Here is a 24,317-nt window from a genome sequence, read left to right on the forward strand (position 1 = left end):
CGGCAGCCTAGAGGTCGAGCAGCAGATCCGGACGGTCCGACAGCAGCCCGTCGACGCCCAGGTCCAGCAGGGCCCGCATCTCCGGCAGCGTGTTCACCGTCCACACGTGCACCTCGAGCCCGGCCGCCCGGGTGCGGGCGAGCAGGGCCGCGTCGACCACCACGAGGGGGCCGAAGCGGCGCGGGAGCTGGGCGAGCCCGCCGGCGACGGGCGGGAGCAGCAGGTCCGGCAGGCGCACGGGCAACCCGTCCAGCCACGCGCGGGACCACAGGCCGAGGACGGCGCCGGTGCCCATCGACGTCATCAGGCGGGGGCCCGCCGCCCGGGCGCGTCGCAGCCGGGCCTCACTGACCGAGCCGAGGCAGACGCGGTCCCAGGCGTCCAGTCGCTCGAGGACCGCCAGCGTGGGCGCGACGACGTCGTCCGACTTCAGCTCGATCGTCACCCGGGTGTCCGGCAGCGCGGCGAGCACGGTCTCCAGCCGCGGGATCGGCTCCCGGCCCGCGACCAGCACCTCGTCCAGCTCGGCGGCCTGCCGCGTGCCGAGCAGCCCGGTGGCGGTCGTGGTGCGGTCGAGGGTGGCGTCGTGGTGGACCATCGGGACGCCGTCCGCCGAGGCGTGCACGTCGAACTCGAGGTAGGAGAATCCCTGCTCGACGGCGTGGACGAACCCCGCGAGCGTGTTCTCGCACCCCGCCAGCTCCCCGATGTGCCAGCCGCGGTGCGCGTAGAGGCGGGGATGGGGTCCGTCCAGGTAGGGGTGACGGTCACTCACGCCGCAGACCCTGCCATCCGCCGTCCGTCACCCGCGACGGGGCAGGCGTTGCCGCTCGGTGAACAGCAGGGGCTCCAGGAGATCGCCGTGGGTGTCGAGGCGTCCGGGCAGGTCGTCGAGGGTGAAGACCAGGTCGGCGGCCTTGCGGCAGGCCCGCACCTCGTCCCACGTGACGGGGGTGGCGACGGTCGGGCGGGCCCGGCCGCGCAGCGAGTAGCTGCCGATCGTGGTCTTCGCGGTGTTGTTCTGGCTCCAGTCCACGAAGACCTTCCCGCGCCTGCGCTGCTTCGCCATGATCGACGTGACCGTCCGCGGCGACTCCTCGGCCAGCCGCTCGGCCAGCGCCTTCGCGAACTCGATCGTCTGCTCGGCGCGGCCGACCGTGACCGGCAGGTAGAGCTGCAGCCCCTTCCCGCCCGACGTCCGCGGGTAGGCGACGAGGTCGTCCTCCGCCAGCACGTCGACGATCGACTCCGCGACCCGGCAGCACTCCACGACGGTCGTCCCCTCGCCCGGGTCCAGGTCGAAGACGACCAGGTCGGGGGTGTTCCGGCCACCTCCGGGCCCGATCGTCCACTGCGGTACGTGCAGCTCGAGCGCGGCGAGGTTCGCGGCCCAGGCGAGCCCCTCCTCGCTCTCCAGGAACGGGAAGTCGGCGGTCTCCGAGCGTCCGCCGGGCGTGCCGACCCGCTCGGTGCGGATCCAGGAGGGCGCGTGCCGCGAGACGTCCTTCTCGAAGAACGACGGCTTCTCGACCCCGTCCGGCCAGCGGACCATCGTCACCGGCCTGCCGCGCAGGTGGGGGAGCATCACCTCGGCGACGGTGCGGTAGTGCCGCAGCACGTCCGCCTTGGTGGTGCCGGTCAGCGGGTAGAGGACCTTGTCCGGGTTGCTGAGGGTCGCGCGACCGACGCCGGCCCGGCCGCGGGACCTGGGCGCGCGGCGCTCGCCGATCTCGACCCAGGTGTCCCGCTCCCGCGCGGGCTCGTAGGGCGAGTCCGCCCGCTTCGCGACCGCACCCGGAAGCCCCTGCGCGCGCACGGCCTCCAGCACGGCGGCGTCGGCGGGGTAGACCGGCGCGAGCCGCCAGTGCGCACCCGAGAGCGGCAGCTCCTCCAGCAGCGCGTGCCGGTCGGCGAAACCCAGCGGACAGGTGTCGCGGCCCGCGAGGAACAGCAGGTCGCCGATCCACAGCTCGCCCGCGGCGGTGAGCTCGGCGTCGAGCAGTATCGCCGTCGCCCCGACGGACGGGCCCAGTCCCGCCAGGGACCGCACGGTCAGCTCGTCGCCGTCGGCCAGGACCCGGGTGCGCCCGCCGTCGATCTCGACGAGCACCCGGCGGCCACCGAAGCGCACCTGCAGCAGCCAGTCGCCCGCCGTCGGGAGGTCGCCGGGGACGCCGCGCATGAGGGCGGTGTCGTGGGGGAGGGGAGTGGTGCCCGTCCTGTCCGAGCGCTTGAGCAGCCACCCGTCCCTCCGGTCCCGGGCGCTCTTGATCAACACGTACCGGCCGGTGGCCCGCTCGCCGTGCAGGGTGAACGCGACCTCGCGGTCGGACCACTTCTCGCAGGTGTAGCGGCCGGAGTCCCAGATCGTCATCGTGCCGCCGCCGTACTCGCCGCGCGGGATCTCCCCGGAGAACTCCAGGTACTCCATCGGGTGGTCCTCGGTGCGGACGGCCATCCGCAGCGTCTCGGTGTCCACCGGCAGCCCCTTCGGGACCGCCCAGGAGGCCAAGACGCCGTCGTGTTCGAGGCGGAGGTCCCAGTGCAGGGCGCGGGCGTGGTGCTCCTGGACGACGAACCGGTCGCCCGCACCGTCGCCCGCCGGGTCGTCCGCGGGCACCGGCTCCGGCGTGCGCGCCCGGTCACGCTTGCGCCGGTAGTCGTCGAGCGGCATGTGCCCAGCCTAGGCCCGACCTGGTCTTTCAGGCCGAGCACAACGGACCCTTGCCAGGCGACATGATCGAATGCGAGCATAGCCTTACCTGAACGAAGGGTCTGCTCATGTACGCCTGCATCTGCTTCGCGGTCACCGAGGTCGAGCTCCGTGACTGCATCGGCGCGGGCGCGCGGACGGTCGAGGACATCGGGGACGCCTGTGGCGCCGGTACCGGCTGCGGCACCTGCCTGGACCGGGTGGACGTGCTGCTGGCGGCCGAGCTGGCCCCGTCGGTCGTGTCCGCGCTGCCGATGAGCGCGTAAGGACAGGCTCAACGATCACCAGCCGGTCCTTCGTGGACCGCTCGGCGGAGTGACCACTAGCCTCACCGGCGCCCACCACAGCGACCGTGAGGAGCCGCGATGCGCGGGGACCCTGAGATCATCGCGCTGCTCAACGAGCAGCTGACGAGCGAGCTGACCGCGATCAACCAGTACTTCCTGCACGCGAAGATGCAGCAGAACTGGGGCTTCACCAAGCTGGCCGCCTACACCCGCAGCGAGTCGATCGACGAGATGCGGCACGCGGAGAAGATCACCGACCGCATCCTGTTCCTCGAGGGTCTGCCGAACTACCAGCGGCTGTTCCAGCTGCGCGTGGGCACCACGGTCCGCGAGCAGCTGCAGTCCGACCTCGCCATCGAGCTGGAGGTCGTGCAGCGGCTGCGGCCCGGGATCGCGCTGTGCCGCTCCAAGGGCGACATCACCACCGCGAACCTCTTCGAGGAGATCCTCGCCGACGAGGAGCACCACATCGACTACATCGAGACCAACCTCGAGCTGATCGACCGGCTCGGCGAGCAGCTGTACTACGCCCAGCTCGTCGATCAGCCGCCGACGCCGGGCTGAGGACCACCTCTGGCAGAATCCGGGGTGTGACCGCGCGTCCCGATCAGGAGCAGCAGCTGCGTGACCTGGCGCTGCTCCGCCGCGTCCGGGACCGCATCGACCGCGAGTACGCGAAGCCGCTGGACGTCGAGGCGCTGGCGCGCGGGGTGCACCTGTCCGCCGGGCACCTGAGCCGGGAGTTCAAGCGTGCGTACGGCGAGTCGCCGTACTCCTACCTCATGACCCGGCGCATCGAGCGCGCGATGGCACTGCTGCGCCGCGGGGACCTGTCGGTCACCGAGGTGTGCTTCACCGTCGGCTGCTCGTCGCTCGGCACGTTCAGCACCCGGTTCTCCGAGCTCGTCGGGATGTCCCCGAGCGCCTACCGGGACGAGCACGGCGAGCTGTCCGGGCTGCCGTCGTGCCAGGCGCGGGTGGTCACGCGACCGATCAGGAATCGAGAAGCACCGGCCGCCCGCGCACCCCTAGCGTGACGGCATGAGCACACCCGACCTCGCCATCAGCCAGACCTACCTGCCGCACACCGGCAAGGACGCGGCCATCGAGTTCTACCGGGACAAGCTCGGCTTCGAGGTGCGCCAGGAGGTCGGGTACAACGACCTGTACTGGATCACCGTCGGACCCGTCGGGCAGCCCGCGGTCTCGATCGTGCTGACCCCGCCCGCCGTCGACCCGGGCATCACCGAGGACGAGCGCAAGGTCGTCGCGGAGATGATGGCCAAGGGCACCTTCGCCGCGCTCAACCTGGCCACCCCGGACGTCGACGGGACCTTCGAGCGGCTCGTGGCCAAGGACGTCGAGGTCGTGCAGGAGCCCACGGACATGCCGTACGGCATCCGGGACTGCGCCGTCCGGGACCCCGCGGGCAACCTGCTCCGCATCCAGCAGACCAAGTGAGGAGGGGGAGCTCGCGTATGAGCACGGCGGTCGAGCCGACGGAGATCCACACCGCGGACAGCCACGACCTGATCCGCGTGCACGGCGCGCGGGTGAACAACCTCAAGGACGTCTCGGTCGAGATCCCGAAGCGGCGCCTGACGGTGTTCACCGGCGTGTCCGGCTCCGGCAAGAGCTCGCTGGTCTTCGGCACGATCGCCGCGGAGTCCCAGCGGCTGATCAACGAGACCTACAGCGCGTTCGTGCAGGGCTTCATGCCCTCGCTCGCCCGGCCGGACGTCGACGTGCTCGACGGGCTCACCACCGCGATCATCGTCGACCAGGAGCGGATGGGCGCCAACCCCCGCTCCACGGTCGGCACGGTCACCGACGCCAACGCGATGCTGCGCATCCTGTTCTCGCGACTCGGCGACCCGCACATCGGGTCGGCGCAGGCCTTCTCGTTCAACGTCGCGTCGATCAGCGGCGCGGGCGCGGTGAGCGTCGAGAAGAACGGGCAGACGGTCAAGGAGCGCCGGGAGTTCAGCATCACCGGCGGCATGTGCCCGCGGTGCGAGGGCCGCGGGGCGGTCAACGACATCGACCTGACCCAGCTCTACGACGAGTCCAAGTCGATCAACGAGGGCGCGCTCACCATCCCCGGCTACTCACTCGACGGCTGGATGGGCCGGATCCTGCGCGGCTGCGGGTTCTTCGACGCGGACACCCCGATCAAGGACTTCACGAAGCGGCAGCTGCAGGACCTGCTCTACAAGGAGCCCACGAAGATCAAGGTCGAGGGCATCAACCTCACCTACACGGGGCTGATCCCGGGCATCCAGAAGTCCTACCTGTCCAAGGACGTCGAGGCGATGCAGCCGCACATCCGCGCCTTCGTGGAGCGGGCGGTCACGTTCACGACGTGTCCGGAGTGCGAGGGCACGCGGCTCACCGCGGCGGCGCGCTCGTCGACGATCGCCGGCAAGAGCATCGCGGACTGCTGCGCGATGCAGATCAGCGACCTGGCGGTCTGGGTGCGGGGGTTGCAGGAGCCGTCGATGGCTCCGCTGCTCACGTCGCTGGGCGAGACGCTCGACTCCTTCGTCGAGATCGGGCTGGGCTACCTGTCGCTGGACCGCCCGTCGGGCACGCTGTCCGGCGGCGAGGCCCAGCGCACCAAGATGATCCGGCACCTCGGGTCGTCTCTCACGGACGTCACGTACGTGTTCGACGAGCCGACGATCGGGCTGCACCCGCACGACATCGAGCGGATGAACGACCTGCTCCGGCAGCTGCGGGACAAGGGCAACACCGTGCTCGTCGTCGAGCACAAGCCCGAGGCCATCGCGATCGCGGACCACATCGTCGACCTGGGGCCCCGCGCGGGCTCGCTGGGTGGCGAGGTGGTGTTCGAGGGCAGCCTGGAGGGCCTGCGCGCCGCGGACACGCTGACCGGGCGGCACCTGGACGACCGCGCGGCGCTCAAGGCCTCCGTGCGGCGGCCGACGGGCGCGATCGAGGTCCGCGGGGCCCGCAGCCACAACCTGCAGGGCGTCGACGTGGACATCCCCACCGGTGTGCTGTGCGTCGTGACCGGGGTGGCGGGCTCGGGCAAGAGCTCGCTGATCCACGGCTCGGTGGCGGGCCGCGACGGCGTCGTCGCGATCGACCAGGGTGCGATCCGCGGCTCCCGGCGCAGCAACCCGGCCACCTACACCGGTCTGCTGGAGCCGATCCGCAAGACGTTCGCGAAGGTCAACGGGGTCAAGCCCGCCCTGTTCAGCGCGAACTCCGAGGGTGCCTGCCCGGCCTGCAACGGGGCCGGGGTGATCTACACCGACCTGGCGATGATGGCCGGCGTCGCCACACCCTGCGAGGAGTGCGAGGGCAAACGATTCAGCGCCGGTGTGCTCGAGTACCACCTGGGCGGCAAGGACATCAGCGAGGTGCTGGCGATGTCCGTCGCCACGGCGGTGGGGTTCTTCGCCGCGGGGGAGGGCAGGGTGCCCGCCGCGCACAAGATCCTGGAGCGGCTGGAGGCGGTCGGACTGGGCTACCTGACGATCGGGCAGCCGCTGACCACCCTGTCCGGCGGCGAGCGGCAGCGGCTCAAGCTCGCCACGCACATGGGGGAGAAGGGCGGCACCTACATCCTCGACGAGCCCACCACCGGCCTGCACCTCGCGGACGTCGAGCAGCTGCTGGGTCTGCTGGACCATCTCGTCGACTCCGGCAAGTCCGTGATCGTCATCGAGCACCACCAGGCGGTCATGGCGCACGCGGACTGGATCATCGACCTCGGCCCCGGCGCGGGCCACGACGGCGGGAAGGTCGTCTTCGAGGGCACCCCCGCGGACCTCGTGGCCGCGCGGTCGACGCTGACCGGGAAGCACCTCGCGGAGTACGTGGGCTGAGGCCCGCGGGCCGGCACACTGTCGACCATGACCGCCGAGGACAGCGCCACCGAGGACAGTGCAGCCGAGGACAGCGCAGCCGACTCGCTCGCCGTCACCGGAAGTGTCGAGACCACCGACAGTGTCGCGGTGGCGGGCAGCGTCCAAACCACCTCCAGCGTCGCCGTGGCCGGCGCCGTGGCGACGGCGGGCAGCGTCGGGGTGGCCCGGAGCGCGGCGACGGCCGGCAGCGTCGCGGTGGCGGGCAGTGTCGCGACCGCGGGCAGCGTCGCCGTCGCCGGGAGCGCCGCCACGGCGGGCAGCGTGGCGGTGGCGGGCAGCGCGGGCACGGCGGGCAGCCTCGGGATCGTGGCGAGCGTACTGACGTTCTTCGGCGTCGGGGTCAGCTGGTGCGTGGCCACTCTCGCCTGCGTGAACTGCAGGCGGTGCGTGGGCTGCCTCGGATGTGTGGACTGTGTGGACTGCGTCGGCTGCATCGGGTGTGTCGGCCTGCGGGGTGCGGTCGGCCAGCGGGGCGTCCGCGCCTGACGGGCTCTCACGACGTGGCATGTACCGGATGATCTCCCCTGTTCGAGCACCCGGGATCCCGAGCCGATAATCCATGTTATGACAGTTATGGCAGACGACGAGCATGCTCCCCCGGGTGTGGTCCCGCTCCCTGTGTCGGATGGCCTCCGGGACATCGCCGAGTGCATAGCTGCGCTCCACCGCCACACCAGGCTCCCGCCCTCCGACGTTCCACCCCGGAGAGCACCAGGACGCCCGTGGGCGCAGTGCGGCTCCCGCAGCTCTCCCCGTCGACGACCCCCTGCCAGGTCGACGAGACTGTCATAACGTCTGACGGGTACGGGGACGCCTACCGGTCCTGCCGGATCGCCTTCGTGCCCCGAACGGTAGGACCGCGGTCCGGACCGGACATCAGGGTCGAGCCCTGAGCCGGCTCAGGGGATCAGGCGGTCCAGCATGGCGCGCATCGGGGCGGTGTCGCCGTCCGCCGCGGCCTTCGAGGCGGTGACGTTGTCCGCGGGATCCAGTGCGTCCCAGCGGATCCGGTGGCCCCGGTCCTCCGCCAGCTGTCCCAGGAACGCCCGCTGGGTGCGTCCGTTGCCCTCGCGGAAGGGATGGAGGTCGTTGATCCCGGCGAGCAGGTCCGCCAGCCCGGTGACCGTGTCGTCCCGGTCCCGGCCCCGCAGGTGGTCCTCCGCGGCGAGGGCTCCGAACAGGACGCCCGCCCGGTCCTGGAGCTCCTCCGGCGGACAGAAGGCGCGGCCCTTGCCGATGCGAACGGTGCGCAGCTGCCCGGCCCAGGAGTAGACGTCCCCGAAGATGTGCCAGTGGAAGGCCTGCAGGTGACCGAGGTCGTAGCCACCGGGCAGCGGAGTGCGCTGCAGCGCGAACATCCGCGCCGAGGTGAACTCCGCCTCGGCGCGGGCGAGCGCCTCGGGATCGGCCAGGCCGAGCCGGTTGCGTAGGACGCCGCTGCTCAGGTCGAGGTAGGGGTCCCAGGTCAACGCCGGTAGTGCGCCCGCAGACGCGCGCAGGCCTCGTCCGCGTCGATCTCCTCGCGCGCCAGGGCGGACAGCACCGAGTGCCCGAACTCGCTCGGCTCGACGCCCTCGGCCCGGACCGAACCGAGCACGATCGCGACGGCCTCGGCGCACGTGGGAGGTGCGAGCGGCTTCTCGGTCAGCGGCACGAGCGGAGGATACCCCATCAGGCGGTCGACACCGACTTGCTCTGCTCGACGGCGAGCCGGTCCACCAGGTCGTTCATCTCGTCCCCGGAGTGGCCCTTGACCCACCGGAAGGACACGTTCCCACGGGAGTTCACCAGCTCGATCAGCGGCTCCCAGAGATCGCGGCTGACGACCGGCTTCTTGGCGCTGGTCACCCAGCCGCGGGAGAGCCAGCCCTTCCACCAGCCGTCCCGGAAGCAGTTGACGACGTAGGTGGAGTCGCTGACCACGACCAGCGGCCCGTCGAGCGCGCGGACGGCCTCCAGGGCGGCGCGGATCTCCATGCGCTGGTTGGTGGTCGGCGCCTCACCGCCCGCGGCCTGGCGGCCGTCTCGGGTGGCCCAGGCCCAGCCGCCGGGACCGGGGTTGCCGGAGCAGGCCCCGTCCGTCCAGACCTCGAGGGCGCCGTCGACCGCGGGCATGTCCTCCCGGGCCGCCTTCGCGGGCGGGTCGGCGGCGCAGGCCGCGTGGGCCCAGCGCTGACCGGACTTGGCGATCTCCTCGCCGGGCTGTACGGGCGAGGCGCAGAGGCCGCAGGTGGTGGCGTACTTCGCGGTCATCGGCACGGGGACACCCTATCTAGGGCCGGACTCGCACCACGACCGCGCTGTCGGTCAGCGACTCGACGCCCACGGTGAACCCGCCCGCCCGGGTCTCGGCACCGACCGGGACCCGCACCGTCTGCCCGGCGACGGCGATCTCGGCGACCTGGTCCTGCACACCCACCAGTCGCGCCTCGATGCCGAGCACGGAGACGGCGGTCTCGCCCGAGCGCGCGAAGGTGACCGTGCAGCCGTCGAGGCCGCAGTCGGTGCTCGATCCCCCTCCCCCGCAGCCGGCGAGGACGAGCGCGAGAGCGAGGGCGGCGAGGGCGGGACGCAGACGTCGGGGCACGGCGGTGAGCGTACTGTCCGGTTCGTCGTGGTCATCCGGTGACCGAGACCACCCGCTCGACGGGAAGATCGCCGGACGGTTGAGCGCTCTACCGTTTCGTGACCACATCGATCGACACCACCCTCCCCGTCCTCGACGACGCGGGCCGCGCCGCCCTGTTCACCGACGCGCGCACGGCCAACACCTTCGCCGACCGCCCGGTGTCCGACGAGACCCTCTCCGCCGTGTGGGACCTGGCCAAGTGGCCGCCGACCGCGGCCAACACCCAGCCGCTGCGCGTGGTGTTCGTGCGCACGGAGGAGGGCAAGCGCCGGCTCCTGCCGCTGCTCGCCGAGGGCAACCGGCACAAGACCGAGGCCGCGCCCGCCGTCGCGATCCTCGCCGTGGACCTGGACTTCCACGAGTTCGTGCCGAAGACATTCCCGGCCCGTGCGGAGATGAAGGACAGCTTCGAGGCCTCCGGCCGCGAGGGCCGCGAGCCCATGGCGCGCTTCAACGCCGCCCTCCAGATCGGGTACTTCCTGCTCGCCGCGCGGGCCCACGGCCTGGCCACCGGCCCGATGGCGGGCTTCGACGCCGACGCCGTGACCGCCGAGTTCCTGCCCGGCGGCCGCGAGCGCGCGCTGCTGGTCGTCAACCTCGGCCACCCCGGCGAGAACCCCTGGCACCCCCGGCTCCCGCGGCTGGACGAGGCCGAGGTCGTGCGCTGGGCCTGAGCCCTGGGCGAACGTCCTCCGCCGGGGGCGAAAACCGGTGGCCCGCACGGGACCCGGCGAGTACGACTGATCCGCGTGACCCTCCATCCCCTCGTCGTCGACGGGCTCGTCCGCGACCGGCACGCGGAACTGCGGCGCGACATCGAGGGGGCGCGGCTGCGCCGGGTCGCGCGCGCCGCCCGCCGTCGGCCGGGTCCGGCGCGGCGACGCGTGGGATGGCTGCTGGTCGAGGTGGGGCTCAGGCTCGCGGTGCCCAGGGGGTGAGCAGCCCGTCGGAGCATTCCTCCGGCTCCTCCCCACGCCGGAACACCAGGGCGCTCCCGGTCAGCCGCACCGCGTCCCCGGAGACCCGCAACCACCCACCCTCGCGCAGGCCCACCACCGGCGCCTCGTTCTCCTCGTGGAACTGCGCGATCCGCTCGGCGCGCGTCTCCCCCATGTGGCGGGAGCCGGGCGTCGGGTCCAGGTAGTGCGGGTTGACCTGGAAGTCGAGCAGGCCCAGCGCGTCGAAGCCTGCGGGCTCCACGATCGGCATGTCGTTCGTGGTGCGGATCGTGGGGCAGGCGAGGTTGGTGCCCGCGCTCGCGCCGCCGTAGCGCACCCCTGCCTGCACCGCGGTGCGCAGCGCGAGGAGCCCGTCGAGGGCCTGCAGGGCGGTCAGCAGCCGGAACGTGTTGCCGCCGCCGACCCACACCGCCTCCGCGGACGCGAGCGCCGCGGCGGGATCGGGCTCGGTGTGCACGCTGCGCAGCGACACGCCCGCCCGGGCGAAGGCCTCGCCGAGACGTGCCGTGTAGCCGGCGTGGTCGGCGAGGGCGTAGGGCACGAAGTGGACGGTCCGGCCCTCGTAGAACTCCGCGAGCGGGGCGTGCGCGAGGGGCTCGGCGTCGGGGTTCGTGGAGTTGGAGAGCAGCAGCAGTTCGGTCACCGGAGCATCATGGTCCGCACCGACCGGGAGGCTCCGGACACCACCGCCTCGGCGGGTCCGCGGGCGCCCAGGGACCGCACCACGAGCCCGATGGCCAGACACCAGCCCACGTGCCACACGTACGTCGAGAGTCCCTCCCCGCCCAGCACGGCGAGGGACGCGACGTGCAGCGCGTACAGGGTCAGGGGCACCGCGCCGATCGCCGCGAACGGCACGACCGCCCACGGCACCGCCCGCGCGACCAGCAGCGCCGCGCCGAGCACCGCGAGCGCGCTGCCGGTGGTCTGGGCGAGGTCGAACGGGGTCCCGGAGTGCGGGAGCTCCACCGCCAGCCACCACCAGGTGTCGGTGGGCACGGTTCCGTAGCGCTGCACCAGCAGCTCGCGCGGGCCCCCGACGGCCTCGAGCCCGCCTGCCGCGAGCAGCACCGACGACAGCACGGCGGCGGTCGCGGCCAGCGCGGCACCGCCGCCCAGCAGACCCCATCCCGTCCGCGACGACCGTAGGTCCAGCCTGCCGACGGCCATTCCCGCGAGCAGGTACGTGGTCCACGTGAGCACCGGGTAGTAGCCGGTGAGCAGCAGCGTCCGCAGGGCTGCGCCGGGGTCGGCGAGCTCGGCGAACCCGATCTGGGCCCCGGGCCCCGCGGGCGACCCCGTGCGCAGGAGTGCGCTGAGCGCGGGCGTGCCCGCGCAGGCGAGCACGGCGCCCCCCGCGAGCAGCCACGCCGGGGCGCGCAGCAGCGGGATCGCGACCGCGATGAGCACCGCGTAGTAGGTCGGGATGACCGCGACCGGCGGACCGAGCCCGACGAGCACGAGCCCGACGAGGCCCGTCAGGACAGCCCGCACGAGCAGCCCCCCTGCGGCGGCGAGGTGCGCGCGACCGTCGGTCACGCGCGAACCCAGCGCGATCCCCACCCCCAGCAGCACCGCGAACAGCCCCGACGCCCGCCCGGCGGCCACCGCCCCGACGACCGTCTCCCCCGTGGCCGTGTGCAGCGGCAGCACGTGCGTGGCCATCATGCCGAGCAGGGCCAGGCCGCGGGCGGCGTCGATCCCCTCGATCCGAGGGGCGGCCGGGTTCACGACCGGGGCGATCCCACGCTCACCGCGGGGCCGTCCGCCGCGACGCCGTTGCGCCGCAGCCACTCCTCCAGCTGGGCCTGGGTCCCGGCCAGGTCCGGTCGCCGGTTCGGGTCGCTGCGCAGTGCGTGCTTGAGCAGCGGCAGGTGTGCGGTGCGCCGCGGCAGGTGGGTCAGCCGCGCCCCGGTGGCCGCGGCCCGCAGGCCGGAGAGGGCGTCCGCGTGGCCGCCGCGCGGCGGGAAGCCGGTGAGGGCGAAGGAGACCGTGGCGGCGAGCTGCCAGACGTCCGACCGGGCGCTCGCCTTGGCCCCCGCGGCGACCTCCGGCGCGAGGTAGTCCGGGGTGCCCAGGACGAACCCGGTCATGGTCAGCGTGGAGTCCCCGGTGCGCCGGGCGATCCCGAAGTCGATCAGGTGCGGGTGGCCCGCCGGGTCCACGATCACGTTGCCGGGCTTGAGGTCCCGGTGCAGCACGCCGCGCTGGTGGGCTGCGTCCAACGCACCCGCGACGCCCGCCCAGATCCGGGCGGCGGCGACGTCGTCCACCGGGCCGCGCTCCTGGACCAGCCGCGACAGCGGCACGCCCTGCACGTGCTCCATCACGATGACCAGACCCTCGAGCTGGGCCAGCCCGGGGTCCGACCGCGCGTGCACGAGATCGTGGATGCGGACGCACAGCGGGTGTCGGACGGCGGCGAGCGCGGCCGCCTCGCGCCGGATCCGCTCCTCGGTCTCGGCGTCCGGGGCGTGCGCGGACTTGAGGGCGACGGTGCGGCCGAGCTTGGCGTCGTGCGCCAGCCAGACCCGCCCGAAGCCGCCTGCGCCGATCCGCTCGATCAGCCGGAAGCGCTGCCCGCCTGCGGGCCGCGGCGGCCCGGGGACCCCCGCGGGGAACGGCGGGGACACGGCGGCCTGCCCGCCCGGCACCGGCGCGACCCGGGTGCCGGACGGCCCGCGGCCGGGCACGGGCGGAACCGCACCGGGATCGGCGGCCAGCGGTGCGGCGGCGCGCTGCTGCGGTACCGCGGGCGACGGGGCCGCCGGGAGCCTGCCGCTGTCGAAGGTCGCGTACCGGGGTTTCGGCCCGGTCTCGACGGGCGGGGTGCGCTGGACGATCGGCTGCATCCGCTCCCGCAGGTCCGGGCGGGGCTCCGGGGTGCGTGCCCGCGTACGCGGCGGCGGAGGCTGGGTGGACCGGCGGACGGTCTCCCGGGACGGCGGCGGCACGGCGGCCAGCAGCACCATCCCGGCGAACGCGCCGACCAGCGCGCCCACCCACAGGTGCTCGGCGGACCCTGCGGGCACCCCCGCGGTGGCGACGGCGAGGGCGAGCGCGGGCACCCAGAAGAACTTGGCGGGCCAGGCGGGCCCGCGGCGCAGCACCAGCCGCGCCTGCGCCCCGACGAGCAGCGCCGTCAGCAGCGGGACGATGCCCAGCAGCACCACCGCGACGCCGAGGTTGACCGGATCGGCGGGATCGAACGCGTCCGCCACGGACCCGCCGCCCAGGTAGGTGCTCTGCGGCCCGACGAAGCAGACCGCAGTGCCCAGCGACCGCTCCCCCGCCGCACTCACCCCGGGGACGTTCGCCCCCGCCGCGGCGGCCGCGAACACCCGCCCGGCGGCGAGGAAGACGAGCAGCGGCAGCAGGCCCGCGAAGAGCACGCCCAGGCCCGCGAGCAGCGCGCCCCGGCCCCCGCCGTACCCCGACCCTATCCGCCGCCGGAGCAGCGCGACCGCGAACGCCCCGACCGCGGGCAGCAGCCCGACCCCGACGCCGAGCAGCGAGGCCGCCCAGGCCCAGCCGCCGGGGCACAGCTCGGGTGCCGCGGCCGCGCGCAGCCCGGACAACAGCTGTCCGACGAGCGCGACCAGCGTGTCCACCCGGCTCCCCTCCCGAGAACGCCCCTGCCGACCCTCTGGACCGGACGGATGCCCACCACTATGGCATCACCGGCCCGCGCCGTGTCGGGCGCGGCGGGTCCCTCCGCGTGTCGGGCCGAGGTCGTGTCTCCCGATGGGGCGGCGTGGGCGCCGGGAGCGGCGGTGTCCCCAGTGGGAGACATGCCCTAGCGTCCCCCGCGCTCGCGGAAGTCGTCGAGGTCGATGTTGAACCGCTCCAGCAGGGTCCCCAGGGTCTCCCGGTCCGCCTGCGGCCAGCCCTCCAGCACGGCGTGCAACGGCCGCAGCCGGGCCTGGCGCACGACCTCGCGCTGCGCGAGCCCCTCCGGCGTGAGCGACACGACGACGGAGCGGGAGTCCCGCACGTCCGGCCGGACGTCGACCAACCCCGCGCGCGACAGCCGCGAGACCTGCCTGCTCGCCGTCGGCTTGCTGACCCCGAGCCGCCCGGTCAGGACGGTCAGCGACTGCTCGCCGTTCTCGTCCAGCGCCGCGAGCACCGGATAGGTGTACCGGTCGACCGCTTCGTGCGCGCCGTAGCCGCCCGCCCAGACGGGCTCGACGGTCCGCCGGATCAGCACGGTGATCTCGTGCTCGAGGCGGTGCAGGGAGTCCAGGCCCTCCTCGGACACCACCGGACCGGTGATCGAACTCACGGGCTCACCTCTCGAAACCAGACAGAAGGGGACGAATCGATCGTACCTGAATTGCCCGCCACAACGTTGCACCATGCAACCAGTATGGGGGAATGCCCGTCCCGCTGTGGGGGTTGGCCGTGACATGGGACTCACCCGCGCCGACGGACCGCTCGCTCCGCACCCGCCGACCACCGTCAACTACGTCGTCGACGGCCCCGCGCACAAGCTGTTCGCGCAGCCGTTCCCCCGCCGGATCCGGGCGGAGGTCGCGGGCCGCACGGTGCTGGACACCGTCGACGGGATGCTCGTCCACGAGACCGCCCTGCTGCCGGTGCTCTACGTGCCCTTCGCCGACCTCGATCCCGAGGTCCTCGAGCCGACGGACCACCACACGCACTGCCCGTTCAAGGGGGACGCGAGCTACCACTCCCTCGTCGTGGGCGACCGGCGCGTCGAGAACGCGGTCTGGTCCTACCCGGAGCCGACGGAGCGGGCACCGTGGCTGAAGGGCTACGCCGCGCTCTACTGGTCCGCCGCGGACGCCTGGTACGACGAGGACGAACGGGTCTACGCCCACCTCACCGACCCGTTCACCCGGGTGGACGTGCGACCCACGAGCCGCCACGTCGAGGTCTGGCACGGAGACGTCCTGGTCGCGGCCTCGGACTCGCCGACGGTGCTCAGCGAGACCGGCCTGCCGAACCGCTGGTACCTGCCGCGGGAGGCCGTGTGGTTGCCGCTGGCCGCGTCGGAGACCCGGTCCCGGTGCCCGTACAAGGGCGAGGCCCGCTACTGGACGGCGACCCTGCCGGACGGCACCGAGGTCGCCGACATCGCCTGGGAGTACCCCGACCCGCTGCCCGAGTCCACCCGGGTCGCAGGCCTGCTCAGCTTCTGGGGGGACGCCGTGCGCGTGGTCGAGGGTTAGTCCTCGTCCTCGAGCAGCGCCTCGATCGCGGGGAGCGCCGCCCGGATCACCTCGCGCTGGGCGGCGTCGAGCCTGCCGAGCCTGCGCGCGACCAGGGCGGTGCGGTGGGTGCGGATCTCGGTGAGCTGCGCGCGCCCCTTGTCCGAGAGCGTGATCAGCACACCCCGGGCGTCCTGCGGGTCCGAGGTGCGCACCACCAGCCCCTGCTCGTCCAGCGAGCCGAGCACCCGGGACATCGTCGGGGCGGTCACGGCCTCGCGTCGGGCCAGCTCGGAGAGCCGCAGCGGGCCGTGCAGGGCGACCGTGGACAGCGCCGAGAGCTGCAGCGGGGGAAGCGAGTCGCCGCCGTCGATCCGGATGCGCCGGTTGAGTCTGCCCACCGCGAGCCGCAGCCGGGTGGCCTCCTCGGTGAGCAGGTCGTCGACGGGTGGCTGCGGGACGTGCTCCGCGGTCATCCGCCCATCCTGCCACCCTCCACCCGGGACCATCGCGCCCGGTCAGGGTCGGCTCAGACCTTTCGCAGCCGGATCCGCCGGACGTCGTGGTGCGGGCCCTTGGTCAGCACCAGGCTGGCCCGGCTGCGGGTCGGCAGGATGTTCTGCTCCAGGTTGGGGCCGTTGATGGTGGCCCAGATGTTCTCCGCGTGGGCGATCGCGTCGTCGTGGTCCAGCTCGGCGTAGCGGCGGAAGTACGAGGCCGGGTCCCGGAAGGCGGTCTCGCGCAGCTTGAGGAACCGGTCGACGTACCAGCGGCGCAGGTCGGCGGGCGCGGCGTCGACGTAGACGGAGAAGTCGATGAAGTCGCTGACCGCCAGCGCCGAGTTCGCCGTGGCGGGCTGCAGGACGTTCAGACCCTCGATCAGCAGGATGTCCGGCCGCCGGACCACCAGCCGCTCGTCCGGCACGATGTCGTAGACGAGGTGGGAGTAGACCGGCGCGGTGACCTCGGCCCGCCCCGCCTTCACGTCGGTGACGAAGCGGAGCAGCTTGCGCCGGTCGTAGGACTCCGGGAACCCCTTGCGCTGCATCAGCCCGCGCCGCTCCAGCACCGCGTTCGGGTGGAGGAACCCGTCGGTGGTGATCAGCTCGACGCGGGGGTGCTGGGGCCAGCGGGCGAGCAGCAGCCGCAGCAGGCGGGCGGTGGTGGACTTGCCCGCCGACACCGACCCCGCCACGCCGATCACGAACGGGGTGCGGGCCGCGGTGCCGCCGAGGAAGGTCCGATAGGCCCGGTAGAGCCGTCCGCCCTCCTGGACGTGCAGGTTGAGCAGCCGGGACAGCGGCAGGTAGACCTGGCGGACCTCGTCGAGGTCGATGTCGTCGCCCAGGGACCGGACGCGCTCCAGCTCCGCCGCCGTGAGCGGCAGTGGGCTGGTCTCCCCCAGCCGCGCCCACGACTCCCGGTCGAAGTCGACGAAGGGCGAGTGGCCGCCGGACCGCGGACCCGCGGTGGGCGGGCTCGCGGGGATACGGTCGGTGGCCTGCGCCGTCGCGGGCATCGCGTCCTCGCTCCTGTGAGAGGTCGGGCTCGGGTGGCCCGCTTCGGCCCCCGGCCGTTCGCCACGGAAGATCTCTCGGTCGATGGTGGTCCAACCTAGACCGCGTCACCGGGGTTCGACGCGTGGACGTGCTGTGGACCACTCCAGGACGGCTCCCCGACGGCGTGGCGGAACGGCGCGGGCCGTCGGGACGGCTGTGGTCTGGGGCACGATGCGCTGCATGTCCGAGATCAGCGGGTAACCGGACCGCGGGAGTGCCTAGACTCGCGCCCGATCCCCTCAGCCACCTGGAGCACATCCCGTGTCCCCGCTCGTCCCGTCATGACGATCCTGCTCTCCGTGCTGGGGCTGCTCGCGGTCGCGGCGCTGACCCTGGGTACCGCCGTCTCGGTCGCCTCGGAGTTCTCCCTCACCGCGCTGGAGCGCAGCCAGGTGGACTCGCACGTCGCCGAGGTGGGCGACCGGCGGTCCCGCGCGGTGCAGAAGGCGCACCGGGCGCTGTCGTTCCAGCTGTCGGGCAGCCAGCTCGGGATCACGGTCACCACGCTGGCCACGGGGTACATCGCCGAGCCCGCGATCGCCGAGCTGATCCGGCCCGCGTTGGAGGGCCTCGGCGTGGGTGAGGGGGCGTCCGCCACGATCGCCACCATCGCGTCGCTGCTGATCGCCACCACGTTGTCGATGGTGTTCGGCGAGCTGGTGCCCAAGAACATCGCCATCGCGAAGCCGCTGGCCACCGCCCGGGCGGTCGTCTGGCTGCAGAGCGGGTTCGCCCGCGCCTTCCGCTGGCTGATCGACCTGCTCAACCGCTCGGCGAACGCGATCGTGCGCAGGCTCGGCGTCGAGCCCGCGGAGGAGCTGCGCTCGGCGCGGTCCGCGCGCGAGCTGAGCTCCCTGGTCCGGTCCAGCGCGGAGCACGGCACGATCGACGAGGGCACCGCCGAGCTGCTCGACCGCTCGCTGAAGTTCACCGACCGCGTCGCCGAGGACCTGATGACCCCGCGCGTGCGCGTCGACACGCTGGATGCGGACGAGTCGGTGGCCGATCTGATCAGCCTGGCCCGGCGCAGCGGGCACTCCCGCTTCCCGGTGGACGACGGCGACCCGGACACCGTGCTGGGCCTGGTGCACCTCAAGCAGGCCTTCGGGGTGCCGCCCGAGGAGCGGGCCACGACCCCGGTCCGCGCCCTGGTCCGGTCCGCGGAGACGGTGCCCGCCTCGCTCGACGGGGACGAGCTGCTCTCCCGGCTGCGCGAGTCCGGGCTGCAGACCGCGGTCGTCGTGGACGAGTACGGCGGCACCGCGGGGCTGGTCACGCTCGAGGACCTGATCGAGGAGATCGTCGGGGACGTGCGGGACGAGCACGACCGCGCCGAGCAGGCCGGGGTGCGCCCGCTCGGTCGCGACTCCTGGCTGGTCTCGGGCCTGATGCGGGCGGACGAGGTGAACGAGGCGACCGGGTTCCGGATGCCCGCGGGCGAGTACGAGACACTCGCCGGGCTCGTCCTGGAGCGACTGGGGGTGATCCCGGAGGTGGGGGACGACGTGACCGTGGACGGCTGGCGGATCACGGTCATGCGCCGCGACCGCAACCGGGTGGCGGAGCTGCGGCTCGCCAGGCTCGCGGGGCAGGTGGCCTCCCGTGGGTAGCGACCTGCTCGCGCTGCTGGCCGCGGTCGCGCTGCTGGCGGCGAACGCCTTCTTCGTCATGGCCGAGTTCGCGCTGATCAGCGCGCGCAAGGACCGGCTGGAGGCGATGGCGGACGCGGGGGTCAACGGGGCGAGCACCGTGCTCCGGGCGACCGGTGACCTCTCCCGGATGCTGGCCGCGTCGCAGCTCGGGATCACCATCGCCTCGCTGCTGCTGGGCCGGCTCGGCGAGCCCGCCGTCGCCCACCTGATCGAGACCCCGCTGGACGCGCTCGGCGCCCCCGCGGCGATCCTGCACCCGATCGCCTTCGCCGTGTCCCTGGCGCTCGTGTCGGTGGCGCACATCCTGCTCGGCGAGATGGTGCCCAAGAACATCTCGATCGCGGGCCCGGAACGTGCGGCGATCCTGCTCGTGCCGCCGTTCCTGGTGTTCACCATGGTCATGCGGCCGTTCATCGAGCTGTTCAACCTGATGGCGAACGGCACCCTGCGGCTGCTGCGGATCGAGCCGAAGGACGAGCTCGAGGCCGCGTTCACCTCCGGCGAGCTGTCCGAGATGATCGCCGACTCCCAGCGCGAGGGCCTGCTGGACGACGAGGAGTCCACCCGGATCTCCCGCACGCTGCGCTCGGCCGAGGCCACCGTGGCGGACGTGCTGGTGCCCTCCGCCGAGCTGATCTCGCTGCCGGTCCGGCCCACGGTCGGGGACGTGCAGCAGGCGGTGGCGGCCACCGGCTTCTCCCGGTTCCCGCTGCGCGCGGCGGACGGGCGGTTCACCGGCTACCTGCACATCAAGGACATCCTGGACGTCGTGGACGACCCGGCGGCGGTGATCCCTCCGGGGCGCACCCGCGGCCTGCCCGAGATCCCCGCGGACGCCCGCCTGGACGAGGCGGTCGCCGCCCTGCGGGACACCCGCGCCCACCTCGCCCGCGCGGTGGACCGCGGCGGCGCGACCGTGGGGATGGTGGCGATGGAGGACCTCATCGAGCACTACGTCGGCACCGTCCGGGACGCCACCCACACCAACGGCTCCTGAGCCCCCGCGTAGAGTCGTTCGCCGTGCGGGCGGGGGTGAGGGAGCTCGGCGAGCGCGAATGGCGCGCCCGGGCCGCGGCGCACCGGGCCCGGATGGAGCGCTGGACACTCCCCCACCGGGAGCGCCGGAGCCGACGCGAGGCCCATCCCGTCGAGGACTTCCTGTTCACCTACTACTCGCTGCGCCCGCAGCACCTGGAGCAGTGGCAGCCCGGGCCCGGGATCCGGCTGCTCGGCGACACGCGGGAGCTCGCGGAGCGCCCCGGCCACCGCGCGGACGGCGACGGGCTGGTCCTCGACCCCGCCCTGCTCCCCGAGCGGCTCCGCCGGACCGCAGGGTTCGTCCACGGCCTGGTCGCGGGCACCGCCGCCCGCCCGGGGCGGTTCGGCTGCTTCGGCCTGCACGAGTGGGCGATGGTGTACCGCACCGACCGGCCCCGACACGACGCCGTGCCGCTGCGGTTGGGCTCGGCGGGCACCGACGCCGTCGTCGAGTCGATGCCGGTGAGCTGCACCCACCACGACGCCTTCCGGTTCTTCACCCCCGCCGCCCGCCCGCTCAACCGGCTGCAGCCGACCCGCGAGGACCAGGTCGCGCTGGAGCAGCCGGGCTGCCTGCACGCGACGATGGACCTCTACAAGTGGGCCTACAAGCTGCTGCCCGCCACCCCCGCGGAGCTGCTCGGGGACTGCTTCGCCCTCGCGGCGGAGGTCCGGGAGCTGGACATGCGTGCCAGCCCGTACGACCTCACCGCCCACGGCTACGAGCCGGTCCGGATCGAGACGCCGGAGGGCCGCGCCGAGTACGCCCGCGCCCAGCAGTCCTTCGCCGGGCGCGCCGCCCCGCTGCGCGTCCGGCTCCTGGACCTCTGCGGTCAGCTGCTGTAGGCCTCGATCGGCGGGCAGGAGCAGACCAGGTTGCGGTCCCCGTGGGCCTGGTCGATCCGCCGGACCGGCGGCCAGACCTTCCGGTCGTGGACGCCGGGGGTCAGTCCGTTCGGATAGGCGGCGATGTCGCGGGAGTAGGGGTGGTCCCACTTGTCCACCAGCGACGCCGCGGTGTGCGGCGCCCCGCGCAGCGGGTTGTCCTCCACCGGCCACTCCCCCGCCTGCACCCGCCGGATCTCCTCCCGGATGCCGATCATGGCGTCCACGAACCGGTCGATCTCGGCGAGGTCCTCGCTCTCGGTCGGCTCGACCATCAGCGTGCCCGCCACCGGGAAGGACATCGTGGGGGCGTGCAGGCCGTAGTCGGCGAGCCGCTTGGCGACGTCGTCGACGGTGACACCCGACTCCTTGGTGATCCCCCGCAGGTCGAGGATGCACTCGTGGGCCACCAACCCCTCGGCGCCCGCGTAGAGCACCGGGTAGTGCTCGCCGAGCCGCGCGGCGACGTAGTTGGCCGCCGCGACCGCGGTCAGGGTGGCCCGACGCAGCCCGTCCACCCCCATCATCCGGATGTAGGCCCACGAGATCGGCAGCACGCCCGGGCTGCCGTGCGGCGCCGCCGACACCGCACCGACCGTCCCCCGCCCCGGTAGGAACTCGGCGAGGTGCTCGGCGACCGCCACCGGCCCGACGCCCGGCCCGCCGCCGCCGTGCGGGATGCAGAAGGTCTTGTGCAGGTTGAGGTGCGAGACGTCCCCGCCGAACGCCCCGGGCCGCGAGAGCCCGACCAGCGCGTTCAAGTTCGCCCCGTCGACGTAGACCTGCCCGCCGGCCTCGTGCACCGCCTCGCAGACGAGCCGCACGTCCGTCTCGTACACCCCGTGCGTCGAGGGGTAGGTGATCATCAGGGCGGCGAGTGTGTCCCGATGCGAGTCGATCTTCGCCCGCAGGTCGTCCAGGTCGACGTTCCCGAGCGCGTCCGTGCCCACCACGACGACCCGCATCCCGGCCATGACCGCCGACGCGGCATTGGTCCCGTGCGCGCTCGACGGGATCAGGCACACCGTCCGCTCGGACTCCCCGCGCGAGCGGTGGTAGGCCGCGATGGCCAGCAGCCCGGCGAGCTCGCCCTGGCTGCCCGCGTTGGGCTGCACGGACACCGCGGCGTACCCGGTCAGCTCGGCCAGCCAGCGCTCCAGCCGGCTGATCATCTCCAGGGTGCCCGCGGCGTCCGCGGCGGGCGCGAAGGGGTGCAGGTCCGCGAACTCGGGCCAGGTGATCGGCTCCATCTCGGCCGTGGCGTTGAGCTTCATGGTGCACGAGCCCAGCGGGATCATCGTGCGGTCCAGCGCGAGGTCGGCGTCGGCGAGGCGGCGCAGCCAGCGCATGAGCGCGGTCTCGGAGCGGTGCTCGTGGAAGGTCGGGTGGGTGAGGAACTCCGACTCCCGGCGCAGCGCGGCGGGTAGGGCGTCGTCCGTCGCGGCGTCCAGCTCGGCCACCGACGCGGTGACCCCGAACGCGGTGAACAGGGCCTCCAGGTGCGCCACCGTGGTCAGCTCCGAGCAGGAGAGGCCCAGGGTGTCCGCGGAGATCCGGCGGACGGCGATCCCCGCGGCGTGCGCGGCGTCCGCCACGGCGTCCGCGTCGGGCACCCGCGCGACGACGGTGTCGAAGAAGTCCGCGTGCACGACCTCGACCCCGCCCGCGCGCAGCCCCTCGGCCAGCAGCGAGGCGAAGCGGTGGGTCCGCCGCGCGATCCGGGTCAGCCCCGAGGGTCCGTGGTAGACCGCGTAACAGGCGGCGACGACGGCGAGCAGCACCTGCGCCGTGCAGATGTTCGACGTGGCCTTCTCCCGGCGGATGTGCTGCTCGCGGGTCTGCAGCGCCAGCCGCAGCGCCGGGTTGCCGTCCGCGTCCCGCGAGACGCCGACGAGCCGGCCCGGGAGCTGGCGGGCGAACTCCTGCCGCACGGACAGGTAGCCCGCGTGCGGACCGCCGAAGCCCAGCGGCACGCCGAAGCGCTGGGTGGTGCCGACCGCGGCGTCCGCGCCGAGCTCGCCGGGCGGGGTCAGCACCGTGAGCGCGAGCAGGTCCGCCGCGACGGCGACGAGCCCACCCCGGGTGTGCACCTCCTCGACGACCGCGCGCAGGTCGCGGACCCGGCCCGACGCACCCGGGTACGACAGCAGCGCCCCGAACAGCTCGCCCTCGGGCAGCCCCTCGGCGAGGTCGGCGACGACCAGCTCGATCCCGAGCGGCTCGGCCCGGGTACGCAGGACGTCGAGCGTCTGCGGGAGGGTGTCCGCGTCCACGACGAACCGGGCCGACTTCGCCCGGCCCGCCCGGCGCAGCAGGGTCATGGCCTCGGCGGCCGCGGTGGCCTCGTCCAGCAGGGAGGCGCCCGCGATGGGCAGCGCGGTGAGGTCGGCGACCATGGTCTGGAAGGCGAGCAGCGCCTCGAGGCGGCCCTGGCTGATCTCGGGCTGGTACGGCGTGTAGGCCGTGTACCAGGCCGGGTTCTCCAGCACGTGCCTGCGGATCACCGGCGGGGTGACGGTGCCGGAGTAGCCCAGCCCGATCATCGGCACGGTCACGGTGTTCCGGTCGGCGAGCTCGCGCAGCTCCGCCAGCATCTCGGTCTCGGACGCCGCCTCCGGGATGGAGGTCGGCACCGGGGCCGAGTCGCGGATCGACGGCGGCAGCGCGCGCTCCCCCAGCTCCTCCAGCGACCCGGCGCCGATGGCGGCGAGCATCCGCTCCAGCTCCGCGGGCCGGGGCCCGACGTGACGGTCGGCGAACGGCGGGTCGACGAGCTCGGCGAGGGTGGGACGGTCGGTCACGGGACCTCCGAGGCACAGGGCGGGCAGGACGGCGGTGCTGCCCTCCCCCTCTGTCGATGCCCGGTCCGGGCGCCTGAGAGATTCGCCCCGTCGGCCAGGGCTTTCCCCGTCGGCGGACGCCGAGGCGTCGCTTTCCAGAGGCGTCTCGCCCACGCGGTCTCGGGTGCCTGAGAGGTTCCGGGGAGGATTTGCTCCTTCGGCGCCCGGCTCACGTGCGACCGGGTCTCTCCCGCGTGGGATCGGCGACTACGCGACACAGCCTAGCCGCATCTCCCGTAGTTCCACCGAGGACAGCGCCACGGATCACGCCCAGACTTCGACCATGAGCAGCGACGAGCGCGCGACGAACTCCCCCACCGGAGGCCTGATGGTCGACTCCGCCGGCTCCGTCTCCGCGGCCTTCCACCTGCAGGCGGTGCTGTCCTTCGGCATCGCCCTGGCCGCGGTCGTGGTGGGCGTGATCTACCTGCCCGCCGACCCCTGGGTGAGAGCCTTCCTGGCGGTGGCGGTCCTCTACGTGACCACGAGCGCCTTCACCCTGGCGAAGACGGTCCGCGACAAGCAGGAACGCAACACGGTCCTCTCCCGCGTCGACCAGGCGCGCCTGGAACGCCTCCTGGCCGACCACGACCCCTTCCGCCCCGCAGCCTGACTCGGGTTAGGAGCAATACCGTTCAGTTAGAGTGACACTGGTGTAGTTTTCCGGCCATGCCTCGTGCTGGAT

Annotated in this window: 26 protein-coding genes and 1 riboswitch; of the genes, 13 read left to right on the plus strand and 13 right to left on the minus strand. The window is 73.4% G+C overall.

Features of this window, described 5'->3' with window-relative positions; all coding sequences use genetic code 11:
• Nucleotides 1-7: 7 nt before the first annotated feature.
• The gene (locus ABD993_RS04010; protein ID WP_345412756.1) at nt 8-775 is read right to left on the minus strand and encodes a glycerophosphodiester phosphodiesterase family protein; all 768 of its coding nucleotides are present in this window, start codon (nt 773-775) and stop codon (nt 8-10) included.
• A 27-nt stretch (nt 776-802) separates the two neighbouring features.
• Complete coding sequence (gene ligD, locus ABD993_RS04015; RefSeq protein ID WP_345412758.1) at nt 803-2,674, minus strand: non-homologous end-joining DNA ligase; 1,872 nt, start codon at nt 2,672-2,674, stop codon at nt 803-805.
• Nucleotides 2,675-2,781: 107 nt separating this feature from the next.
• On the opposite strand from ligD, the gene ABD993_RS04020 reads away from it, so the two are divergent.
• From ABD993_RS04020 to ABD993_RS04045, 6 genes are all read left to right on the plus strand, one after another.
• Nucleotides 2,782-2,979, plus strand: a complete 198-nt coding sequence (locus ABD993_RS04020; protein ID WP_345412761.1) for a (2Fe-2S)-binding protein — start codon at nt 2,782-2,784, stop codon at nt 2,977-2,979.
• A gap of 99 nt (nt 2,980-3,078) precedes the next feature.
• Nucleotides 3,079-3,564 carry a bacterioferritin gene (gene bfr, locus ABD993_RS04025; RefSeq protein WP_345412763.1) on the plus strand — a complete coding sequence of 162 codons (486 nt, stop codon included), beginning with the start codon at nt 3,079-3,081 and terminating at the stop codon, nt 3,562-3,564.
• A gap of 26 nt (nt 3,565-3,590) precedes the next feature.
• Entirely contained in the window at nt 3,591-4,037 is a 447-nt protein-coding gene (locus tag ABD993_RS04030) for a helix-turn-helix transcriptional regulator (protein WP_345412765.1), read from the plus strand.
• 4 nt (nt 4,038-4,041) lie between these two features.
• On the plus strand, nt 4,042-4,461 hold the full coding sequence (locus ABD993_RS04035; protein ID WP_345412767.1) for a VOC family protein: 420 nt from the start codon (nt 4,042-4,044) through the stop codon (nt 4,459-4,461).
• A gap of 17 nt (nt 4,462-4,478) precedes the next feature.
• The gene (locus tag ABD993_RS04040) at nt 4,479-6,854 is read left to right on the plus strand and encodes an ATP-binding cassette domain-containing protein (RefSeq protein WP_345412769.1); all 2,376 of its coding nucleotides are present in this window, start codon (nt 4,479-4,481) and stop codon (nt 6,852-6,854) included.
• 27 nt (nt 6,855-6,881) lie between these two features.
• On the plus strand, nt 6,882-7,382 hold the full coding sequence (locus ABD993_RS04045; protein WP_345412772.1) for a hypothetical protein: 501 nt from the start codon (nt 6,882-6,884) through the stop codon (nt 7,380-7,382).
• Between the two features lie 413 nt (nt 7,383-7,795).
• Here ABD993_RS04045 and ABD993_RS04050 read toward each other — a convergent pair whose 3' ends face one another.
• From ABD993_RS04050 to ABD993_RS04065, 4 genes are read right to left on the minus strand one after another with little or no spacing between them, the layout of a single operon-like run.
• Nucleotides 7,796-8,365, minus strand: coding sequence for a Fic/DOC family protein (locus ABD993_RS04050; RefSeq protein ID WP_345412774.1), 570 nt, complete (start codon nt 8,363-8,365; stop codon nt 7,796-7,798).
• Nucleotides 8,362-8,550: an antitoxin VbhA family protein gene (locus ABD993_RS04055; RefSeq protein WP_345412776.1), complete on the minus strand. Its 189-nt coding sequence runs from the start codon at nt 8,548-8,550 to the stop codon at nt 8,362-8,364. Before ABD993_RS04055 ends, ABD993_RS04050 begins: the two co-directional genes overlap by 4 nt.
• Nucleotides 8,551-8,567: 17 nt before the next feature.
• Nucleotides 8,568-9,149 (minus strand): ribonuclease H family protein, encoded by a 582-nt coding sequence (locus ABD993_RS04060; protein ID WP_345412835.1) that lies wholly within the window; start codon nt 9,147-9,149, stop codon nt 8,568-8,570.
• Nucleotides 9,150-9,168: 19 nt separating this feature from the next.
• Nucleotides 9,169-9,483, minus strand: a complete 315-nt coding sequence (locus ABD993_RS04065) for a hypothetical protein (RefSeq protein WP_345412778.1) — start codon at nt 9,481-9,483, stop codon at nt 9,169-9,171.
• Between the two features lie 98 nt (nt 9,484-9,581).
• On the opposite strand from ABD993_RS04065, the gene ABD993_RS04070 reads away from it, so the two are divergent.
• Together ABD993_RS04070 and ABD993_RS04075 are read left to right on the plus strand one after the other, a co-directional pair.
• Nucleotides 9,582-10,199, plus strand: coding sequence for a malonic semialdehyde reductase (locus ABD993_RS04070; RefSeq protein ID WP_345412780.1), 618 nt, complete (start codon nt 9,582-9,584; stop codon nt 10,197-10,199).
• Nucleotides 10,200-10,274: 75 nt separating this feature from the next.
• The gene (locus tag ABD993_RS04075; RefSeq protein ID WP_345412782.1) at nt 10,275-10,463 is read left to right on the plus strand and encodes a hypothetical protein; all 189 of its coding nucleotides are present in this window, start codon (nt 10,275-10,277) and stop codon (nt 10,461-10,463) included.
• On the opposite strand, the gene pepE is transcribed toward ABD993_RS04075, so the two are convergent.
• The 4 genes from pepE to ABD993_RS04095 form a co-directional block, all read right to left on the minus strand.
• Nucleotides 10,438-11,127 (minus strand): dipeptidase PepE, encoded by a 690-nt coding sequence (gene pepE, locus ABD993_RS04080; RefSeq protein WP_345412784.1) that lies wholly within the window; start codon nt 11,125-11,127, stop codon nt 10,438-10,440. The genes ABD993_RS04075 and pepE overlap by 26 nt on opposite strands.
• Nucleotides 11,124-12,215, minus strand: a complete 1,092-nt coding sequence (locus tag ABD993_RS04085; RefSeq protein WP_345412786.1) for a heparan-alpha-glucosaminide N-acetyltransferase domain-containing protein — start codon at nt 12,213-12,215, stop codon at nt 11,124-11,126. The genes pepE and ABD993_RS04085 overlap by 4 nt, the downstream gene beginning before the upstream one ends.
• Nucleotides 12,212-14,095 (minus strand): serine/threonine-protein kinase, encoded by a 1,884-nt coding sequence (locus tag ABD993_RS04090; RefSeq protein ID WP_345412788.1) that lies wholly within the window; start codon nt 14,093-14,095, stop codon nt 12,212-12,214. The genes ABD993_RS04085 and ABD993_RS04090 overlap by 4 nt, the downstream gene beginning before the upstream one ends.
• Nucleotides 14,096-14,280: 185 nt before the next feature.
• Nucleotides 14,281-14,769: a MarR family winged helix-turn-helix transcriptional regulator gene (locus tag ABD993_RS04095; RefSeq protein WP_345412790.1), complete on the minus strand. Its 489-nt coding sequence runs from the start codon at nt 14,767-14,769 to the stop codon at nt 14,281-14,283.
• A 124-nt stretch (nt 14,770-14,893) separates the two neighbouring features.
• Between ABD993_RS04095 and ABD993_RS04100 the strand changes: the two genes are divergently transcribed.
• Nucleotides 14,894-15,679, plus strand: coding sequence for a DUF427 domain-containing protein (locus ABD993_RS04100; protein WP_345412792.1), 786 nt, complete (start codon nt 14,894-14,896; stop codon nt 15,677-15,679).
• On the opposite strand, the gene ABD993_RS04105 is transcribed toward ABD993_RS04100, so the two are convergent.
• A complete protein-coding gene (locus ABD993_RS04105) occupies nt 15,676-16,134 on the minus strand; it encodes a MarR family winged helix-turn-helix transcriptional regulator (protein WP_345412793.1) in 459 nt (152 codons plus the stop codon). The genes ABD993_RS04100 and ABD993_RS04105 overlap by 4 nt on opposite strands.
• Before the next feature lie 53 nt (nt 16,135-16,187).
• Nucleotides 16,188-17,177 carry a type I pantothenate kinase gene (coaA, locus tag ABD993_RS04110; protein ID WP_345412794.1) on the minus strand — a complete coding sequence of 330 codons (990 nt, stop codon included), beginning with the start codon at nt 17,175-17,177 and terminating at the stop codon, nt 16,188-16,190.
• Between the two features lie 321 nt (nt 17,178-17,498).
• Here coaA and ABD993_RS04115 point away from each other — a divergent pair, with 321 nt between their 5' ends.
• From ABD993_RS04115 to ABD993_RS04125, 3 genes are all read left to right on the plus strand, one after another.
• Complete coding sequence (locus ABD993_RS04115) at nt 17,499-18,827, plus strand: hemolysin family protein (RefSeq protein WP_345412796.1); 1,329 nt, start codon at nt 17,499-17,501, stop codon at nt 18,825-18,827.
• Nucleotides 18,820-19,866, plus strand: a complete 1,047-nt coding sequence (locus ABD993_RS04120; protein WP_345412799.1) for a hemolysin family protein — start codon at nt 18,820-18,822, stop codon at nt 19,864-19,866. Before ABD993_RS04115 ends, ABD993_RS04120 begins: the two co-directional genes overlap by 8 nt.
• Nucleotides 19,867-19,958: 92 nt before the next feature.
• A complete protein-coding gene (locus ABD993_RS04125; RefSeq protein ID WP_345412837.1) occupies nt 19,959-20,753 on the plus strand; it encodes a 3-methyladenine DNA glycosylase in 795 nt (264 codons plus the stop codon).
• Here the strand turns inward: ABD993_RS04125 and gcvP are convergent.
• The gene (gcvP, locus tag ABD993_RS04130) at nt 20,741-23,593 is read right to left on the minus strand and encodes an aminomethyl-transferring glycine dehydrogenase (RefSeq protein WP_345412800.1); all 2,853 of its coding nucleotides are present in this window, start codon (nt 23,591-23,593) and stop codon (nt 20,741-20,743) included. The two genes, ABD993_RS04125 and gcvP, sit on opposite strands and share 13 nt — an antisense overlap.
• 144 nt (nt 23,594-23,737) lie before the next feature.
• A riboswitch (glycine riboswitch) is annotated at nt 23,738-23,835 on the minus strand.
• A gap of 80 nt (nt 23,836-23,915) precedes the next feature.
• On the opposite strand from gcvP, the gene ABD993_RS04135 reads away from it, so the two are divergent.
• Nucleotides 23,916-24,245, plus strand: coding sequence for a YiaA/YiaB family inner membrane protein (locus ABD993_RS04135; protein WP_345412802.1), 330 nt, complete (start codon nt 23,916-23,918; stop codon nt 24,243-24,245).
• Nucleotides 24,246-24,317: the final 72 nt, after the last annotated feature.

The organism is Pseudonocardia xishanensis, assembly GCF_039541715.1.
In the GTDB taxonomy this organism is placed as follows: Bacteria; Actinomycetota; Actinomycetes; order Mycobacteriales; family Pseudonocardiaceae; genus Pseudonocardia; species Pseudonocardia xishanensis.